This window comes from Paenibacillus sp. OT2-17, from assembly GCF_009827695.1.
Lineage (GTDB): Bacteria > Bacillota > Bacilli > Paenibacillales > Paenibacillaceae > Paenibacillus > Paenibacillus polymyxa_B.
Genome location: NZ_WUDQ01000064.1, coordinates 1 through 16,038 on the forward strand (window position 1 = coordinate 1; position 16,038 = coordinate 16,038).

General features: G+C 45.3%; 16 protein-coding genes and 1 pseudogene. 8 read left to right on the top strand and 9 right to left on the bottom strand.

The genetic code is table 11. The features are described 5' to 3' along the window. A pseudogene (locus tag GRP75_RS11095) lies at nt 1-376 on the top strand (GNAT family N-acetyltransferase); the annotation flags it as partial. 372 nt (nt 377-748) lie between these two features. Here GRP75_RS11095 and GRP75_RS11100 read toward each other — a convergent pair. Beyond that, on the bottom strand, nt 749-1,009 hold the full coding sequence (locus GRP75_RS11100) for a hypothetical protein (RefSeq protein ID WP_023987327.1): 261 nt from the start codon (nt 1,007-1,009) through the stop codon (nt 749-751). 183 nt (nt 1,010-1,192) lie between these two features. Here GRP75_RS11100 and GRP75_RS11105 point away from each other — a divergent pair, with 183 nt between their 5' ends. Together GRP75_RS11105 and GRP75_RS11110 are read left to right on the top strand one after the other, a co-directional pair. Further along, nucleotides 1,193-1,480, top strand: a complete 288-nt coding sequence (locus GRP75_RS11105; RefSeq protein ID WP_023987328.1) for a hypothetical protein — start codon at nt 1,193-1,195, stop codon at nt 1,478-1,480. A 132-nt stretch (nt 1,481-1,612) separates the two neighbouring features. Further along, nucleotides 1,613-3,502, top strand: coding sequence for a sensor histidine kinase (locus GRP75_RS11110; protein ID WP_028543185.1), 1,890 nt, complete (start codon nt 1,613-1,615; stop codon nt 3,500-3,502). Nucleotides 3,503-3,600: 98 nt separating this feature from the next. On the opposite strand, the gene GRP75_RS11115 is transcribed toward GRP75_RS11110, so the two are convergent. The 4 genes from GRP75_RS11115 to GRP75_RS30285 all read right to left on the bottom strand — a co-directional run bounded on the left by GRP75_RS11115 (nt 3,601) and on the right by GRP75_RS30285 (nt 6,307). Beyond that, nucleotides 3,601-3,837 (bottom strand): NHLP leader peptide family RiPP precursor, encoded by a 237-nt coding sequence (locus tag GRP75_RS11115; protein WP_007429107.1) that lies wholly within the window; start codon nt 3,835-3,837, stop codon nt 3,601-3,603. A gap of 75 nt (nt 3,838-3,912) precedes the next feature. Next, nucleotides 3,913-4,848, bottom strand: a complete 936-nt coding sequence (locus GRP75_RS11120; RefSeq protein WP_160789342.1) for a hypothetical protein — start codon at nt 4,846-4,848, stop codon at nt 3,913-3,915. Between the two features lie 177 nt (nt 4,849-5,025). Next, nucleotides 5,026-6,099: a polysaccharide deacetylase family protein gene (locus GRP75_RS11125; protein WP_160789343.1), complete on the bottom strand. Its 1,074-nt coding sequence runs from the start codon at nt 6,097-6,099 to the stop codon at nt 5,026-5,028. An 82-nt stretch (nt 6,100-6,181) separates the two neighbouring features. After that, nucleotides 6,182-6,307 (bottom strand): hypothetical protein, encoded by a 126-nt coding sequence (locus tag GRP75_RS30285; RefSeq protein ID WP_272917194.1) that lies wholly within the window; start codon nt 6,305-6,307, stop codon nt 6,182-6,184. A 443-nt stretch (nt 6,308-6,750) separates the two neighbouring features. On the opposite strand from GRP75_RS30285, the gene GRP75_RS11135 reads away from it, so the two are divergent. Next, the gene (locus tag GRP75_RS11135; protein WP_025723192.1) at nt 6,751-7,263 is read left to right on the top strand and encodes a hypothetical protein; all 513 of its coding nucleotides are present in this window, start codon (nt 6,751-6,753) and stop codon (nt 7,261-7,263) included. Between the two features lie 56 nt (nt 7,264-7,319). On the opposite strand, the gene GRP75_RS11140 is transcribed toward GRP75_RS11135, so the two are convergent. The 3 genes from GRP75_RS11140 to GRP75_RS11150 all read right to left on the bottom strand — a co-directional run bounded on the left by GRP75_RS11140 (nt 7,320) and on the right by GRP75_RS11150 (nt 9,504). Then, complete coding sequence (locus tag GRP75_RS11140; protein WP_028543180.1) at nt 7,320-8,198, bottom strand: hypothetical protein; 879 nt, start codon at nt 8,196-8,198, stop codon at nt 7,320-7,322. A gap of 168 nt (nt 8,199-8,366) precedes the next feature. Further along, entirely contained in the window at nt 8,367-8,822 is a 456-nt protein-coding gene (locus GRP75_RS11145; protein WP_160789344.1) for a MarR family winged helix-turn-helix transcriptional regulator, read from the bottom strand. A 214-nt stretch (nt 8,823-9,036) separates the two neighbouring features. Then, nucleotides 9,037-9,504 (bottom strand): AbrB/MazE/SpoVT family DNA-binding domain-containing protein, encoded by a 468-nt coding sequence (locus GRP75_RS11150; RefSeq protein ID WP_160789345.1) that lies wholly within the window; start codon nt 9,502-9,504, stop codon nt 9,037-9,039. 180 nt (nt 9,505-9,684) lie between these two features. Between GRP75_RS11150 and GRP75_RS11155 the strand changes: the two genes are divergently transcribed. Both GRP75_RS11155 and GRP75_RS11160 read left to right on the top strand, forming a co-directional pair. Continuing rightward, entirely contained in the window at nt 9,685-11,082 is a 1,398-nt protein-coding gene (locus tag GRP75_RS11155) for a helix-turn-helix domain-containing protein (protein ID WP_076264436.1), read from the top strand. Nucleotides 11,083-11,320: 238 nt separating this feature from the next. Further along, nucleotides 11,321-11,506 carry an aspartyl-phosphate phosphatase Spo0E family protein gene (locus tag GRP75_RS11160; protein ID WP_076157770.1) on the top strand — a complete coding sequence of 62 codons (186 nt, stop codon included), beginning with the start codon at nt 11,321-11,323 and terminating at the stop codon, nt 11,504-11,506. Between the two features lie 266 nt (nt 11,507-11,772). On the opposite strand, the gene GRP75_RS11165 is transcribed toward GRP75_RS11160, so the two are convergent. Continuing rightward, nucleotides 11,773-12,999, bottom strand: coding sequence for an acyltransferase (locus GRP75_RS11165; protein ID WP_160789346.1), 1,227 nt, complete (start codon nt 12,997-12,999; stop codon nt 11,773-11,775). A gap of 218 nt (nt 13,000-13,217) precedes the next feature. Between GRP75_RS11165 and GRP75_RS11170 the strand changes: the two genes are divergently transcribed. After that, a complete protein-coding gene (locus tag GRP75_RS11170; RefSeq protein ID WP_025723184.1) occupies nt 13,218-14,225 on the top strand; it encodes a substrate-binding domain-containing protein in 1,008 nt (335 codons plus the stop codon). Nucleotides 14,226-14,259: 34 nt separating this feature from the next. After that, a partial coding sequence (locus tag GRP75_RS11175; RefSeq protein ID WP_160789347.1) for a cache domain-containing sensor histidine kinase occupies nt 14,260-16,038 on the top strand: 1,779 nt, incomplete at its 3' end.

The window sequence follows — 16,038 nt, forward strand, 5'->3', positions numbered from 1 at the left end:
GCTTGCTCAGGCCAGCGGACAGCAGTTACAGGGGATGTTTGCTGAAATCTATGACCCTTACCGTGGCAACGAGCATTCCTTTGGTGGTGTCAAGCCAATGGACCCGTACGTGCGACGTGAGGTGCTATCTCATCTGGGCTATAAGCGTTTGGATCTGGACTACGTACATCCGTCCTGGAATAACGATGGTGTAGCAGTAGAAGGGCTGAATTTAGGCTTTATGCCTGAGGATGATAGCGTGGAAGAAGTGAGCGCCAAATTGGTGGCAGCTTTTATACGTCGGTACTATACAGTATTGCCGAACAAGCCTGCTGTCTGGAACGAAATGGTAGATGGATTGGAAGCTAAATCGACAGTAGCATTGCTGCCATTGTAAACATATGAAGTACAAAAAGGGTGCACTCAAGCCATGTATCATCTGCGTGGCTTAGGTTGCACCCTTTTTGCATTCCCCTATCTGTTCTTTCATTTTCCTCGAACCCTGGGAACAGGTTTGGGTGATGCGACTCCTCGTGGGTTGTCTTCGCCCGCCAGACTTTGCGAGATATCGTCCGTAATTGTCTTGTCCGCGGTCCTACGTTCGTCTGCTTCCACAGGATTCAAGGTTTTGTAGCGCTTATACTCCATATCGGCCTGAGACATCGGATCTTTATACATAGGAGATCAGTCAACTCCTTTCTGTTATACACTTCATTACCCGCATACCAGAATTGGTAACCGTTTTCTTTCACCTGATAAAATGAAGTGGTTAATCCAGCATATCGTCGCTGTCCAGTTGCTCTTCTTCGTCTCCATCCGTACCGTTCAGCAAATCGGTACCATGCAGGAATTCAGCAGGAGCAGAAGGATCGACAGGACTGTTCGGTGTCAGTTCATCGGCATCTGGGACGTCCTCCAGAGGAGTATCCGGCCCTTCCGTCAGATTCTCCCAGTTGGTTTCTGCATTTTGCAGAGAAGGCTCAAAATCATTGTCATGTAGCTCATTAGCTCGATCATCACGATTGGCCATGTTGCTCAGCTCCTTTATTTTTTGTTGCTTATTCCGACCTTACCCAAACAGCAGAACGGCTAAACCTTGAGTTAGTGTGTCTGCAGGAAGTTAAAATCATGCGAATAGGGATATGCCCATTCTCAATTAGCGTTTTTTTGGTAACTGCTGTGATATGATAAAGAAGATAGGGAGGGATATGAATTGGAATGGTACATGTTTGGTCCGATGATTAGTCGTATCCGAGTAGGTCAAAAGGCATCTACCCCGGGATTTTCCCGCACCCTCATTCGGCGCCCGGAAGGCTTATACTGGACAGATGGCGGACAAGCCGGAAAAATAGTAGAAATACGCGATTATTTATTTTCCGATATTTGGACGATCTATGAAGATGAAGATTGTGAACCATGGTTGGGGCTTAGAGAGCAGAAAGAGCGGCGCGAACAGGAAATGATCATTAATCAATATGAAGATTTTACAAAAAATGAGTAAAAAGAACATGATACCCTTCTTATGAAGAAGGTATGCACATCATCGTATAGAATAATATAATTTCAGGACGTAAAAAATGTTAAAACGTATACAAACTTGTAAATCCTACTATGTAACTTTGAGGTGCTTAACATGAGGCATGTGCCCAAAGCTGTCGCCACCCTGCTAGCGGTCATTGTGTTGCTGTTGTCGCTGGGCCACTCCGCCTATGCGGCCAAAATGACCCCGGAAAGGGATTATAAAATACCCTCCTGGGATATGAGATGGGGAGCGGTAGACGAGGATGGCTCTTTAGATGAGGTAAAGGATCGCAGCAAGGTCTGGATGCATATTGAAGATGATACACAACTGCTTAGGCAGCCCGGTAATATAGGCTCCGCCTGGATTCGTATTAAGTTACCTTCGTTAAATGATGAAACGCCAGCGGTACTTTTTGAAAATATTTATGGCAGGCATATTACGCTGTATAAAGATGGGACCAATTTTTACGAATCCTACCGTGGGTACAATTATGAGAATAATCGTATTCTGATTCCGCTGAAGCCGGAAGACAGCGGTAAAACATTATACATATGGACGGAAAGCAGTAAGAATAGACTGGGCATTATCGGCAATGTGATGACCGGTGATTATCGTGATTTATTGGGAACCTTGGTCAGAATGGATGTTTTAGATATTGTACTGGGCAGTACGTTTATCTTTATCGCCCTGGTATTACTGATCTGCTCGTTTTTTCTGTTCCGTCCGAGTATGGCCATGTGGCTGTCCCTAAGTGCGATTGTATTGTCTATTGGTCTGATGATCGTAACGTATTCACCATTCTTGTATACATTCTATCGCGGCTATGGCAAGCTGTACTTACAACTTTTTGATGTGGCACTATTTATTCTGCTACCTTCATTAGCCTACTTTTTTGAGCAAAATATCAATTCGATTATACTGATTCGCAAATTCAGAAAGGTGTTAACCGCCTACTCTTTGTTCTGCTTTACCATGATGATTGTTAATTTAGGAGCACAGGAGCGGTTGAACGATATATATTATTTTTTTAGTGTAGTCATCCTGGGTATATTACTCGTCGCCTTAATGATACTGCTGGTATTTGCTTCGGTTCGCATGGCACTTAAGGGTGATCACGAAGCGATCATTTTATCGACAGGCTTTGCATTTTTTGCAGTCATCTCTATCGGGGAACTGAGCTGGTTCTTCATTCTAGACGGACACTACAATATGTTTTTGTGGAAATGGGGCGTTTTCGGTTTTGTACTGGCGTTGATCGCGATTTTGGGCAGAAGACTGGCAGAAAAGCACAAGCAGGTGGTTCGGTATTCCAGAGAACTGGAGATGTTCAATAATGAGCTTCAACGTTCGGAGAAAATGGAGATTATTAGCGATCTGGCTGCATCAGTAGCTCATGAGGTACGTAATCCCCTTCAGGTTACACGTGGATTTCTTCAGTTGATGAGCAAGCAGGAGGATGGTAAAAACAAAGACTATCTACATATCGCTCTGGAGGAGCTGGATCGAGCTTCCGCGATTATTACTGATTTTTTGACTTTTGCCAAGCCAGAGTTTGACCAAACCAAAACGTTGACCATATTGGACGAATTCAAACATATTGAAGGAATCATCAGTCCAATGGCTAATTTGCAAGGTGGAAAAATTTCACTGGATATTCCCCAGGAAATCAAAGTACGCGGGAATTCCTCCAAGTTCAAGCAGGCGTTCATCAATATTATCAAAAACAGCATTGAAGCGCTGCGAGATCAGGGTCATATTCATATATGGGCTTATGTGGACAACGGAGAAGCTGTCATTCATATTCGGGATAATGGTGAAGGGATGGATGCTCAGACTTTATCCAGACTAGGTGAGCCTTATTTCTCGAATAAGACAAAAGGCACGGGTTTGGGGATGATGGTGACTTTTCGGATTATTGAAACGATGAATGGAAAAATAACTTTTACAAGTGCAAAAGGGGTGGGAACAGAAGCGACCATCCGCTTCCCCGTAGCCGGATAATATCCGGCTTTTTTGCGTTCGGAGAAAGCGGAGGGAGCTTGCTGAGCCCACCCACATGAGATTAAGGAATATAGATTAAATAAGCATTAACAACCAATTTACCACATCGAGCGAGGTTTCTGGGATGCAGCGAGTACACCGGAGGGGTCTGGGGGGATTACCAGATAAAACTGATCAGGCGTTTCCTCTAACGTTTTGATTTGGATATGATCGGGGATCACGACTCCTAACACATCACGAATTGCAGATTTGGGATCTGTCATCAGTTTCTCTCTGAAACTGGCATCCTCCCAAGCTTTTTGAATGACTTGTGTTTGAAGAACTTCAGTAGCCATCAAAAATCACCCTCTCATTCAATTGGTTATATTTACCTAGTCAGTATACCACGAAAGACTCAGAAAAATCTAGCATTATTTCATATTTTTGGAGAGCCAGTAATCAAGTCCGCCTCTTCTCAAATGCGAGCGTCCGCCTTCAATTTCCGCCGCCACTTCGCCCAGTTCTGTTGCGATAGAATGTGCAAAGCTACTTAGGCCGTGGATAGAAGGCTCCAGAGTCTCTAACTGTTGGACTGCTTGATCGGCAATGTTCACATAGCTGGCGAGCGCACCGCGTACATAAATCGCTTCCTGAATCTGTTTGGGTCCCAATCCTTCACAGTAAGCCGTCTTCTGCTCGGCACTGATATGGGACAAAAGACAGTTATAGCTATGTTCGACCAAATCTTCTGACCAATCCGCCCAATCATCTGACATTTGAAGCACGAGTAGCGCCAAGTCCGTCATATCTGTAATGATCTGGATCAGATCGGCACGGCCTGCAAGCAGTAAAGCACCCGTTCCGGCCATTTTTAATGGGCTTGCTTTCAGCGCGACCTTATTTCTTTCCCCTTGAAAATAGTCCTCTGTTCCTTCGGATATCACACTAACGGCCCATTCATCAATATACGTTCGGGCATATGACCAAAAAGGAGAGGTTGCCGGAAAAAGGTCCCGATATACGCTTAGACACTCGGTATAGAATAGCTGGCTTAACGCGAGTTGCGTTTTACGGTTGTCTGCTGCTGTGTCCATCACATCATCTTGAATTAAATAGTGAGCCATGACGAACACGTTGCCAAGTGACAGCTTGCGGCATGTTTCGGGGGGGAGTCCAGTGAGTTCTTGCAGCCAAAATGGAAGCAAATAGCATATGTAATTACGCGTGCTGTCTTCCCTCAACGGATTAAAACGCGCCAGATAGTCCAAACCCTCTTGCTGAAAGGGAGCTGGAAACGTGGACGTCCGTTCCTCCGCTTGACGAAATACTTTTTCCAATTCGTCTTTGTATGCAAAATACCATTCCATCGCTATCACCTGCATCTCTTATGAATATTTTTATAGCGATTTCTAGTTGTTAACCGCCATTATACAACAGATTGCAATTTTCAAGATTTTGTTATTTTTACATTGAGAATGTTGTAAAAAGGATATCGACAAAAATCCCGGACGGGAAGATCCCGCCGGGATTTTGTTTTTTTAAAATTAGATGATCTCTAAATAGTCAATATAAGCATCCCATGTCCCATCATCGGCTGTTACAACAAGCTCAATCTCTTGATTTCCGGTTCCATGGCTGACATTGTTTAAAGTATAGACCGCAGGACTGCTCCCGCCGAAGTAGAAGGTACCCTTCGTTTGTCCACCAATTTTCAAGTCAACTTTGGCCATGTTGGAATTATTTGAAGCACCACGGAGTGAAAAACTATGGGTGCCACTGGTAAAATTCTGTGTGAATTTCACTGAATCATTGTTGGAGTATAAAGCCACTCCGTTGAACGGCGAGCTGATATTTGAAGTGTACTGACCGCCTTTGGTCATATTCTCTGCTTCCACTTTTGTGCCTTTGTTTGGCGGCGTTTCGCCGTTTCCGCCATCAGGCGCTACCGCCCGGCCATTGCTTGGTGAGATCATACCAGAGCAAAGGTTACGGTTTTTGAGGTTCTGTGCAATTTGTGGAATAGCTTGGAGTGTAGTCTGGTACTGATCATGCATCAGGATCACATCGCCGTTTTTAAGTTTGCCCGCAGCAGCTACGATCTGTGCGGTGGAGGCGCCGTCCCAGTCTTGGGAGTCAACGTTCCACAATACTTCGGTAAGACCGTTTTGGGTCTCAATGGATTTGAGGGTTGCGTTGGTCTCGCCATACGGAGGACGGAATAACTTTGGTGCCGTGCCAGTAATGGACTGTATCGTTTGCTGCGTGCGTGTAATTTCCGATGACATCTGCGATGTGCTCAGTTGTGTCATATGCGGATGTGACCATGAATGGTTACCGATCCACATGCCTGCTGCTTGCTGGTCACGTACAAGCGAAGGATTATTCTGCACGTTTTGTCCAAGATTAAAGAGCGTCGCCCGTAAACCGTTTTGCTTCAAAGCACTAAGCAGCCCTTTGGTGTTAGAGGGATTGGGACCATCGTCGAAGGTTAACGCTACATAACCGCTCGAGCAATCAGCCGCAAGCGCCTGGTTGCTCGAGATCACCAGCGAGCCTGTGAATAAAGACAAGGTGATTGACATAATCGCCGTCCATTTTCCAGCTTTAGCTATAAACATGGGTCTACCTCCTAGCTATTTTAATATAGTATGGATGTTCCGATACTCCGAACCGATTCAACTCTTTACTAGATTTGAAATTTTAGTCGATCTCTTGGTTTCTGGTGCCATTATTGCCGCCAATCGTAATTGTATTACTAGTTACATTGGCACTCCGACTGCTTTGGTATCCCTCTACAGTAAGTAAAACTTCATACATCTTGTCCATGTCTTCCCACTTTTTGAAGTGCTCGCTGTATGGTTTTGCTCGTGCGTTTGGATGTCCATAAAAATAACCTTATTTTTTTGTTTCATTGGACTTTCCTCCTGAGCCTCACTATGATGTAGTGCATTCTGTAGTAGCTTGATGCAACATGTCTTTCCAAAAATCAAATTGTAAACGTTTACAATTTGATTTTATCATATTTTCCTTAATATATAACTTGAAAAATTTCAAGTTATATTGTAGAAAGTATAGTTATTCATTCTTGCTCACTCTACAGGATAGGGTTCCCAAGGAGCGCGTGTAGATCGAAGGTTGGGTGTAATTGTGATAGCAATGTTCATAATTTCTTTTTCCCGTCTTATGGTTACTTAACAGGCGAAAATATGAATAAAAATAGCGGGAAAAGAAAATATTATTTTAAAAAGGATGAAAGAAGGGTCTGCAACATGAAAAAACAATGGAAATTGACCGCTGCTATTCTGTATGGAGGAGTGATGATGTATGGCACTGCGGGTGCAGCTGGAGCTTCCGGGACGGAACCGAGTAATTCGTTGCAAACTCTCACTCCCAACGACTCTATCCAAGGGGCAGCCCGCCAATGGAATGCTGAACCACAGGACGACCACGGGCATGGGCATGTTCACAGACATAGACACGGCAAACGTCCTGGCGGCTTGAATCACCATCTCAACGAGAAAGTAGCCAAGCTGCTGGGCATCACTCCTGTCCAATTAGAGAAAGAACTGGGACAAGGGAAGTCATTGGCCGAGGTTGCTAAAAGCAAAGGCATCCAAGAAGACCAGCTCATTGATAAATTGAAGAATGAAATGACCGTGGATTTGAAACGGCTTGTGAACCGTAAAGGCCCGATTACATTCGATCGTAAGTCCGGGGCTTCGAATGAAGCTCAATTAAAACATGAGGCAGGGACGCCCTCAACCTCGACTAACGAAAACTAAATGTATCTTTTTGCACTAAAAAACCTTGAGAATGGCGGTCCTCAAGGTTTCCATATTCACCGGGCGGTCCGCATCGGATTCCTGCTCTCGCAGGGCACCTTGGTCTGGCACAGTCCGCAGCCGGCACCTGATTTGGCCTCGCCGCCGTTTAGAACCGCAAAGTCCCGTGATGCTTGGCCGTACACAAATTTCATGCAGGCAATCTTGTCATGTCCGCCTTCCTTGCTGATGGCTTGTACAGGGCAGCGGGTAATGCACACACCGCAGATGCCCTTGCTACACAGCAGGCAGTTTCCGGTATGGCCTGTGACTGAAGATGCTCTGGCATCAGGCGGCACCTTGAGATCGGTCACCACGGACAGCAGGCGGATGGCAATTCCTTTTTCGGTGATGAAGCCGTCGTTGATACTGAAGGTGCCAAGACCCGCAGCATATGCAATGTGGCGCTCCGACCAGTTGGAGATCGGCCCCCCTGTGGCACCATAGATGCTGTACCAATCCGTATCCAGCGGTGCAACTGCACGGTAACCAAGGCCTGTTAAGTATCCCGCCAAATGTCGCCTTGCAGACTGTACAAAATATTCATCGCCAAAGGTCCGCAGCAGCGCCCATTCCCTTGAGGCTCTATCTTTTTGCGCCCGATTAGCCTTGCGGATCGTCTCGCTGATCGGCAGCACAACGCTGATAACGGTACCTCCATCAAAACTCCCCATTCCAAAGGAACGTTCAAATGCTTCCTGCGGCGTGGCGTGGTCGGGCCCGACCACTCTTTTGTACTCCTCAAACAAAGGATCATTGCCCGCGGCAAATTGAATAATCGGCTCCTCGTAATAAGGACTCTGTAGTTCTTCACAAACATTGCCTTTGTCTTCGCTCACATAGGTTTTCATCTCGGCTACGATGTTTTCTCTCATATCCGGTACGGATTCAACCATCCTATCCACATCCCTCTCCGTGGTTATTGTTCACAGCAAAGCTTCCTTTCAGAAGTCTTGTGGCGGGCTAACATATATTACTGGCCAGCCTTGATACCGCGAAACATTTCTTTTTTTTCGTGTATATACACGAATTGAGCAACACTTCATGTATGAGTAGGCGGCTAATCACAAACCCAAATGTTCAATTTTGGATAAGAGTGAGGTCAGTATCTGCAGATTCCCGTTTCCCAATGACTCCTGCAAAAAACGTTGCGCCTCGTCCCAAAGCTCGGCTGCGTCGTTGTATACCGTTCTTCCACTCTCCGTCAGAGTAAGGCAGCGGTTGCGACTGCCTTCAACAGATGTATCCTCCACATATCCGCTATGCTCCAGCGCCTTCAAATTGCGCACAATCGTTGTCCGGTCGAGCCGCATCTCCAGCGCCAATTCGCTTACACTTGCCGGTCCCAGCGCAGTTAAGTGCTTGAGCAGCGAGAATTGGCTAATATTGAGTCCGCTCGGGGCCAGATACCGGTCATACAGTCCCGTAACAGCCATCGAGGAACGGCGCAGATTAATGCAGGTACAAACTGAGGCTGATTGCTCCTGCGAAGATTTCTTATTCTTCCTTGTCGTTGTCATAAGTTCCCCATTCTTTGTACTGTTTCGTGTATCTACACTATCTCAAAAATAACCGGTTTTGTCAGAGATGTTTGTCACAGCAGTCAGCTCTGTCGGTCTATCATGATTTATCTCCTGTAGTCCTTCCTAATAATGAAAAGTTTAAATAACCAGTCGCATAAAATCAACCGGCGACTGGTTATTTAGCTTCGCTAGAATATGAGCTGAGCGATACCTATAATAGCTTTTTAAGCTGGGAAATACGCCCTTGGGATACGCCGAGCCATTCAGCATATTCGCCTTGCTTGGCTGTTGGATGCTCGCGCATGAGTTTTCTTAGATTTTCAACTAAATGTTGTGAAGACGACCGATGGTTACTTTTTTCTTTGTATGCAGGTTTCTTTACGACAGGAACAGGTAATTGACTCACACCTATGTTTCCCTTCAGATCATTTATGCATTTTTTACACAAAAATGAATCCCTGAAATAGCTTAAATCCTGAACCGAATAACATAAGTGACAGCAGACTCCAATATACTTCCGCATACTCAATAATCCTGTTTCAACATCTAAATAAAATTCTAAAGACTCACCAGCTTGAATACCCATAGAGGTTCGCAACTCCTTAGGGATAACAATCCGGCCTAACGTATCCAAGGGGCGTGTCATACCTGTATTTTTCAAATGATCTTCTCCTTCCATTGTCCAACATCCAATGATCTCCTAATAAAAATATAAAAATCAATAAAGTAAAAGCATTTATGTTTGTTCCAAAAGATGGTATTATCGTGAAGGAAAATCAATAATTATACTATTAGTTTCCAAACTATATTGTTTATTGAAATTGAAATTCTATGAAAATGCTGAAAGGGTGGTTTATCCATGGAAATCACACCTACGATACAGGCAGAAATTCAAACCTATTTGAAACGAAAAGGCTTAACGATGACCAAGTTTGGTCACACGATTGATTTGAATGTAGGTACAGTTAGTAGCATTGTGACCGGTAACCGATCTATTTCTGTTCACCAACTGGATAGTATTACTGCGGGAATGAATTTACCACCGGATTATTTTTACGAGCGTTATATTGAAGAATGTATTGAAGAATCTCCGCTCAACTGGAAAAAAATCAGCCCTTTCCTATACCGATGCATTGAGCTAGGACGACTGGACTGCTTGCAGCGAGTGGTAATTCTGTTATTGGATAACCCTAATTATCCGCCATCACTCTTTGAAGTTGCCGAAAATGTATACAAAGACGGTTATAATGAAGCAGCGGCTTACCTTTACAAAAAGGTGGCTGAAAGTGAGAAGCAGCAGCATTCAGAGCGATTGGCGATCTGCCAGTATCGTTTGTTCCAAATCAATATTGGACAAGATAGAGCTGTAAATCTTCAAGCTGCCATTGAATTTGCCCCTTTTGTTGATCGTTTAGACGAGATAGAGCAATTAGATGCATTAAAAGATTTAGCGAACGTGTATAGGTCATTAAGTATGTGGGACAAGGTGTATGAATTTGCACATCGAATGGGTCAATTAGGACAGATCCAATATAATTTGGTTTATAACTCCAAGCGAAAAGGAACAGAGCCGCAAAAAAAGCCAATTAGACCGTTTTTTACTTACATAGCCTATTCTGGACTAATGTGTGCTAGTGCTTGCGATGCAAAAGGAGATCATGAACAAGCATTAGAACACATTCATTGTTATGCGGATCTAAGTTGGGTGAAGGAAAAAGATTCCGAGTCCCTTTATTGGAAGAAGCAGTATCTGCAATGGGCGAAAATTAATACGTACGTCAATAGACTTATGTCCGGGGACATCAGTGTTCTGCCGGATTACGTAGAACATATGGCTGCCGAAAAAGAGATTTTTGCCGAGTTACTGAACGTCCTTGAAGTAGCTAATCGATATAATGTAGATGTAGATCATATCCTCCGGCGCTTTGAGTCCCAAATTGCAGCGTATCAGGAACCATCATCTTCTGATACGTATACTCAACAAGTTTTACCGGAAGAATACGTACGCTTCTGGTACAAAATGGCCAAGTACAGCCTAAATAAAGGCAGATATCTGTATGGTTTCAAATGTTTAATAAACGCGTTTGAAAAAGCTGTTACAATTAACCATGTACTACTTATTGCCAATTGTTTTGGATTATTTTATCATTTCAAAGCACATGCGGCTCCTAAAACACAGGCTCGGTTCCAAACTATTTATGAGGAGGTGTGGGAGAAAAATGATCAAAAGGATGGCTTTCTTCTTAGCGGTAACTAGCTTTTTACTGGTATTCACAGTACCAGCTCAAACTGCAAATCTAAGCCATGACACAATCCAAACACAAGGACACGTTGGTGGAATGTGATCCAAGTAATGATCATCTTCATATTCTTTACCCTGGACCAGCTTATTGCTGGTCTTTTTTTGTATTATTTTGTAATTTTTTGGTTCAAAAAAGATTATGACGTATTTGTACATCCCTCCTTAAAATAAAATTCATTAGGAGGTATGCAGGATGAACAGGTATGAAACGGTGCCGTTAATTCAACAGATGGAACACGCCAGACAACAATTGCATGATCTTTACGAAGAGTATGGCTTCGGACATGCTTGTGTACTTGAGCAGTCTATGCTTTTGGATGAACTGATTAATCAGTACAACCGTATGTTTCAGACCAAGAAGCTGCCTCACTATGTTTAGAGCTAGATCATTAACAACGACGATGTTATGTTCGGTTCATTCCCCCTTCTTTTTATGCAAAACTATGACTTCTCCCGCGTAATGTTTATTATTATTCTATATAATGACTTATTTTAAAATAAAATACATATTCATGTCATAAAATGTTAATCATTTTTTTGAGGGGACGGCATACTAAGGCAACAAAAAAAAGCAGAGCTCAATAAGTGAGCCCTGCCAAAGTCCATTGGAATTATAACCCCATGCTGAAACACAGACACACAAGATTAGCCAAGCTCCTGCGTGCTTTTGGAAGCACGTTTGGAGGAAAGGAACTGGAAGCGAAACGAGTGCCACTTCAACCGCTGTCTGCCTTTGGAACCAACAATCCAGTTGCCTCCAGGCAGATGGGCAAACAGCCAGCTTATGCCTAGAGAAACACTTGCTACGACGATAAACGTAATGAGCGTAGCTGTAAAATGATGATCGCCCAGTGCAAGCGGGCGGGTGTAGTAGGATATAAAGGCCAGCACGAGTGCATGGGCCAGATATCCTCCAAAAGAATAACGTCCGATCCAGTTCAGCATACGGCGAAACGGCTCGGACCGCGTATCTTTTTGCAAATGGAGCAGCAGTCCGTACAATAAAAGCAACTGCGACACAATGAGAACAAAGGTACTTGGCTTCAAATAGGTCGAAATATTAAGATTGATCGTATCGCCCGACTGGATCAGCATCGTGTGACCCATGAGCATGAACAAACCAATAAAGACAAATACATTCCACGGCAACGTCTGTTTGGCCAGTCCACGCCAGGTGTCTGTCATGTAAGCACATACTGCGCCCAGCATAAAATAGAAAAAGTACATGACAAAGTTATAGGTGCGATAATCCAGCAGAGTCTGCCAAAATGACGGTAACCCAGTGCTCCATGCAGACATGTCATAGTAGGACCATTGTAACAGCAAAGCATAAACCGCAGCGGCAATCAGCATAATAGTCAAAACAAGCTGTTTGCGTCTTTTCGTACTATAACGACGTAGAAACGCTTGAACCTGCCCGGCTGCTTTTGCAAATAAAGGAAACAAAATATAAAACTGAAAGATCATGACTACAAACCATAGATGATATCCGCTGACGGGGATGATCATTTCCTCGAACATACCTTTGTAAAAGTAAATATTTCCCCACTGCGCCGTTGACCAGTTTTGAGTAAATACCCAATAAATAACAGTCCAGCAAAGGAAAGGAACATAAATATCTCGAAACCGCCTGCCAATATAGCGAGGATAACCAATCGGTTTGTTGCCATTATAAAAAAGTAGCGCCGCAGACAGGAAAACGAACGTCGGTGTGCCAAAACGTGTCAAATGATACAGCATCGCGAGCATAACAGAATCTGGCTGTTGGATGTCGCTGCGATAAATATATTCGCCAATGCAATGCTGAAGCACGACAGCGAGGTAGGCAAGGCCCCGTAGTTCTGTCCACTCCGCGATACGCGGCTTGCTCATCCATATCACTCCTTTTCCTCAAGATACGCACATGTTTTCCCTAGCACAATTGTAGGTATTGTAACGTAGAAACATTAGTGCAGGATTAACGCCACCTGAAAGTAAGAAGAGTGAAGTAGTTCCAATTTGATATGATTGCGTTTACAATCTAAGTAAAACCAGAATAAATTAAAGTGAATTTATAACTTAAGGATACACACAGGAAGAGGAGAGGAAGGATGAAAAAAACGCTGCTGGTATATATGCTGTTGATTGCGGCCTTTGCTCTCTATGTGTTCAGGTATGAACAAACGGGCCCGTTGAATGGCACTTGGGAGGATAAGGGGCTACGAGGCAGCATCGGAGAAACCTATATGATGATTACCTTCCAGTCTGGTTTGGAGTATTGGAAAAGCGGGCTCAAGGGCTTCGAGGATGCCGGGGATGCGCTGGGGGTGACTGTGGAGTATCGGGGAGCAACCCGTTATGATGCGCAGGAGCAGACGACCGTTATTGAGCAGGCGATTGCTCGTAAGCCCGCAGGGATTGCCATATCAGCGATTGATCCTCACTCCCTGATTCCGGTGATTAATAAGGCGCTGGATGCGGGCATTCCTGTGGTACTGTTTGATGCCGAAGCGCCGGGGAGCCGGGCGTATTCCTTTTTGGGCACGGATAATTATAAGGCGGGCGTGACCGCTGCGGATAAAATGGCAGAGCTGTTGGGACGAGAAGGTCAGGTCGCTGTTCTGACGCTGCCTGGACAGCAAAATCATGAAGAACGCTCGCGTGGCTTTCGCGATACCATTCAACGGCAGTATCCTGCGATGAAGGTGGTGGAAGTCGCAGATGGCCGTGCAGACGCGATGGTCTCCCGGGATGAGTCGCAAAGGCTGATGAAAGCTTATCCGAAACTAGCGGGAATTTTTGTGACCGATGCAACGGGAGGAACAGGTGTGGGTGAAGCGGTACTGAGTCAAAAAAACAGCCATCCGCTGAAAATCATTTCTTTTGATACGAATAAAGCGACACTGGATATGATTCGTGGTGGGACGATCTCGGCAACGATTGCCCAGGGAACATGGAATATGGGCTATTGGTCGCTTCAATATCTGTTCCATCTGCATCATCATTTAACGATTCCTGCACCTTCTTCCACTGGAGACAACACTCCGCTGCCCGTGCGGGTAGATACTGGGATTTCCGTGGTCACCCGGGCGAATGTAGATGATTATTATGCGAAATAAATTTTGGGAGCGTATCCAATTAGGGGTGCGCCAAATGATGCCGCGGTTACGCTTGCGCAACATGCCTTTACGTTATCAGCTCATGCTGCTGTTCCTGCTGTTTGGCATTGTGCCTTCGCTGGGATTAGGTCTGCTGGTCAATTGGACGGTGGAACGGATTATTGAGCGGCAGGTGGAAGACCATACGATGCAATTGATTGGCAAGGTGAACGAAGCGCTGGACACCAAAATGGAAAATTTGCAAAACATGACGTATCTGATTGCTTTTAACCCCGATATCGGGGAGTTCTGGAAAGGAAAGACGTTGGCAGACGGCTACGCGGGTCATGTGAGTATAGTAACGCCGGAAAACCAGGGGGAGCGGGCACAGAACTCGGTGCAAAACCAGACTCTCACTTCCAAGCAGGCATTAAGTTCTGTACAGGAGCAGGATACGCTGTATAAAATGAAGCAATTTTTGCAGGGCTATACTACGTTATATCCTGAAATTGCAGGGATTCTGATCGTAAACGAAAAAGGCGACTATATCAGCAACGAAATGTACGCTCGAAGCACGCGTAGCCTGACGGAAGAAGGCTGGTACCAACAGGCGGCGCAGCATGCAGGCATATTCACTGTGCTAGGACAGCCGAGCCACCGTAATGTGACCACTCATGTCCGGTACAAGGACAGTGAAATTGTCTCCGTCGTCCGTTCGGTTACGGATTCGGAAACCGGACATGTGTTAGGCGTGATTATGATTGACCTCAAGCTGAGGGCTGTGTCGCAGGCCGCCAGGGACGTAACCTTGGGCAAAAGCGGGTATTTAATGGTGACAGATGCTGAGGGGCGCAGCGTGTACAGGCCGGATATGCCTTTGATTGAGCGCATTCCGTCGCAATGGTTCGGGGCAGGTGACAGCGGGATGTTTACCCGTGAAGCTGGAGGCAGGGAATTGCTGTTCATGTTCAGGGCTTCCGAATTCACGGGCTGGAGAACAGTGGGGGTATTCCCGGCACGCGAATCTACACTGGAAGTGCGGCAAATTCAGTTCTATGTCGTCTGTTTTGTTTTTATTGTATGTCTGTTTGGATTAACGGCATCCTTGCGATTGTCGAGTTCCATTGCGCAGCCGATTTTCCGGCTGATGTCCTATATGCGAGCAGCAGAGACAGGAGATCTTACAGTTCGCCAATGGAGTGACCGTGGGGATGAAGTTGGAATGCTGGGGCGGAGTTTTAACCGGATGCTGGAGCAAATTCGCCGTCTCATGTCACTTAGCGAACTGAGAGAACGGCAAAAACGGGATGCCGAGCTGCGCAGCCTTCAGGAGCATATTAAGCCGCATTTTTTATACAATACGCTAGATACCATTCACTGGATGGCTCGAAAAAATGGAGCAGACGACGTGTCCGACATGGTGGGGGCGCTATCGAGATTGTTCCGTCTCGGGCTGAGCAAGGGGGATGACTTTATTCCGCTGCGCTCCGAGATGGAGCATATATCTAGCTATATGCAAATCCAGCAAACCCGCTATCGTGACCGACTTCGCTGGGAATTGAATGTACCCGACGAGCTAAAGGATCTGTTCGTGTTGAAGTTAATGCTTCAGCCTGTAGTGGAAAATGCGATTTATCACGGCATCAAGGCTAGACGTGGTCCAGGCACGATTTGGGTAGAAGCTAAAGCCGAGGGCGACAAGCTGCTGCTGACGGTACGTGACGATGGAGCAGGGATGACGGCAGGCCGTCTGCGTGAACTGCGTGACTGGCTGGAAAACCCCCTGAAGGCGATGGAAGGAAAGCAGAAGCAAAAGGGAGTTAGTACCCATGGC

Coding starts and splice junctions, on each gene's coding strand:
- GRP75_RS11100 (WP_023987327.1), bottom strand. CDS start 1,009: ATGGCCAATCGTGATGATCGAGCTAATGAGCTACATGACAATGATTTT.
- GRP75_RS11110 (WP_028543185.1), top strand. CDS start 1,613: ATGAGGCATGTGCCCAAAGCTGTCGCCACCCTGCTAGCGGTCATTGTG.
- GRP75_RS11115 (WP_007429107.1), bottom strand. CDS start 3,837: ATGGCTACTGAAGTTCTTCAAACACAAGTCATTCAAAAAGCTTGGGAG.
- GRP75_RS11120 (WP_160789342.1), bottom strand. CDS start 4,848: ATGGAATGGTATTTTGCATACAAAGACGAATTGGAAAAAGTATTTCGT.
- GRP75_RS11125 (WP_160789343.1), bottom strand. CDS start 6,099: ATGTTTATAGCTAAAGCTGGAAAATGGACGGCGATTATGTCAATCACC.
- GRP75_RS30285 (WP_272917194.1), bottom strand. CDS start 6,307: ATGGACAAGATGTATGAAGTTTTACTTACTGTAGAGGGATACCAAAGC.
- GRP75_RS11135 (WP_025723192.1), top strand. CDS start 6,751: ATGAAAAAACAATGGAAATTGACCGCTGCTATTCTGTATGGAGGAGTG.
- GRP75_RS11140 (WP_028543180.1), bottom strand. CDS start 8,198: ATGGTTGAATCCGTACCGGATATGAGAGAAAACATCGTAGCCGAGATG.
- GRP75_RS11145 (WP_160789344.1), bottom strand. CDS start 8,822: ATGACAACGACAAGGAAGAATAAGAAATCTTCGCAGGAGCAATCAGCC.
- GRP75_RS11150 (WP_160789345.1), bottom strand. CDS start 9,504: ATGGAAGGAGAAGATCATTTGAAAAATACAGGTATGACACGCCCCTTG.
- GRP75_RS11155 (WP_076264436.1), top strand. CDS start 9,685: ATGGAAATCACACCTACGATACAGGCAGAAATTCAAACCTATTTGAAA.
- GRP75_RS11160 (WP_076157770.1), top strand. CDS start 11,321: ATGAACAGGTATGAAACGGTGCCGTTAATTCAACAGATGGAACACGCC.
- GRP75_RS11165 (WP_160789346.1), bottom strand. CDS start 12,999: ATGAGCAAGCCGCGTATCGCGGAGTGGACAGAACTACGGGGCCTTGCC.
- GRP75_RS11170 (WP_025723184.1), top strand. CDS start 13,218: ATGAAAAAAACGCTGCTGGTATATATGCTGTTGATTGCGGCCTTTGCT.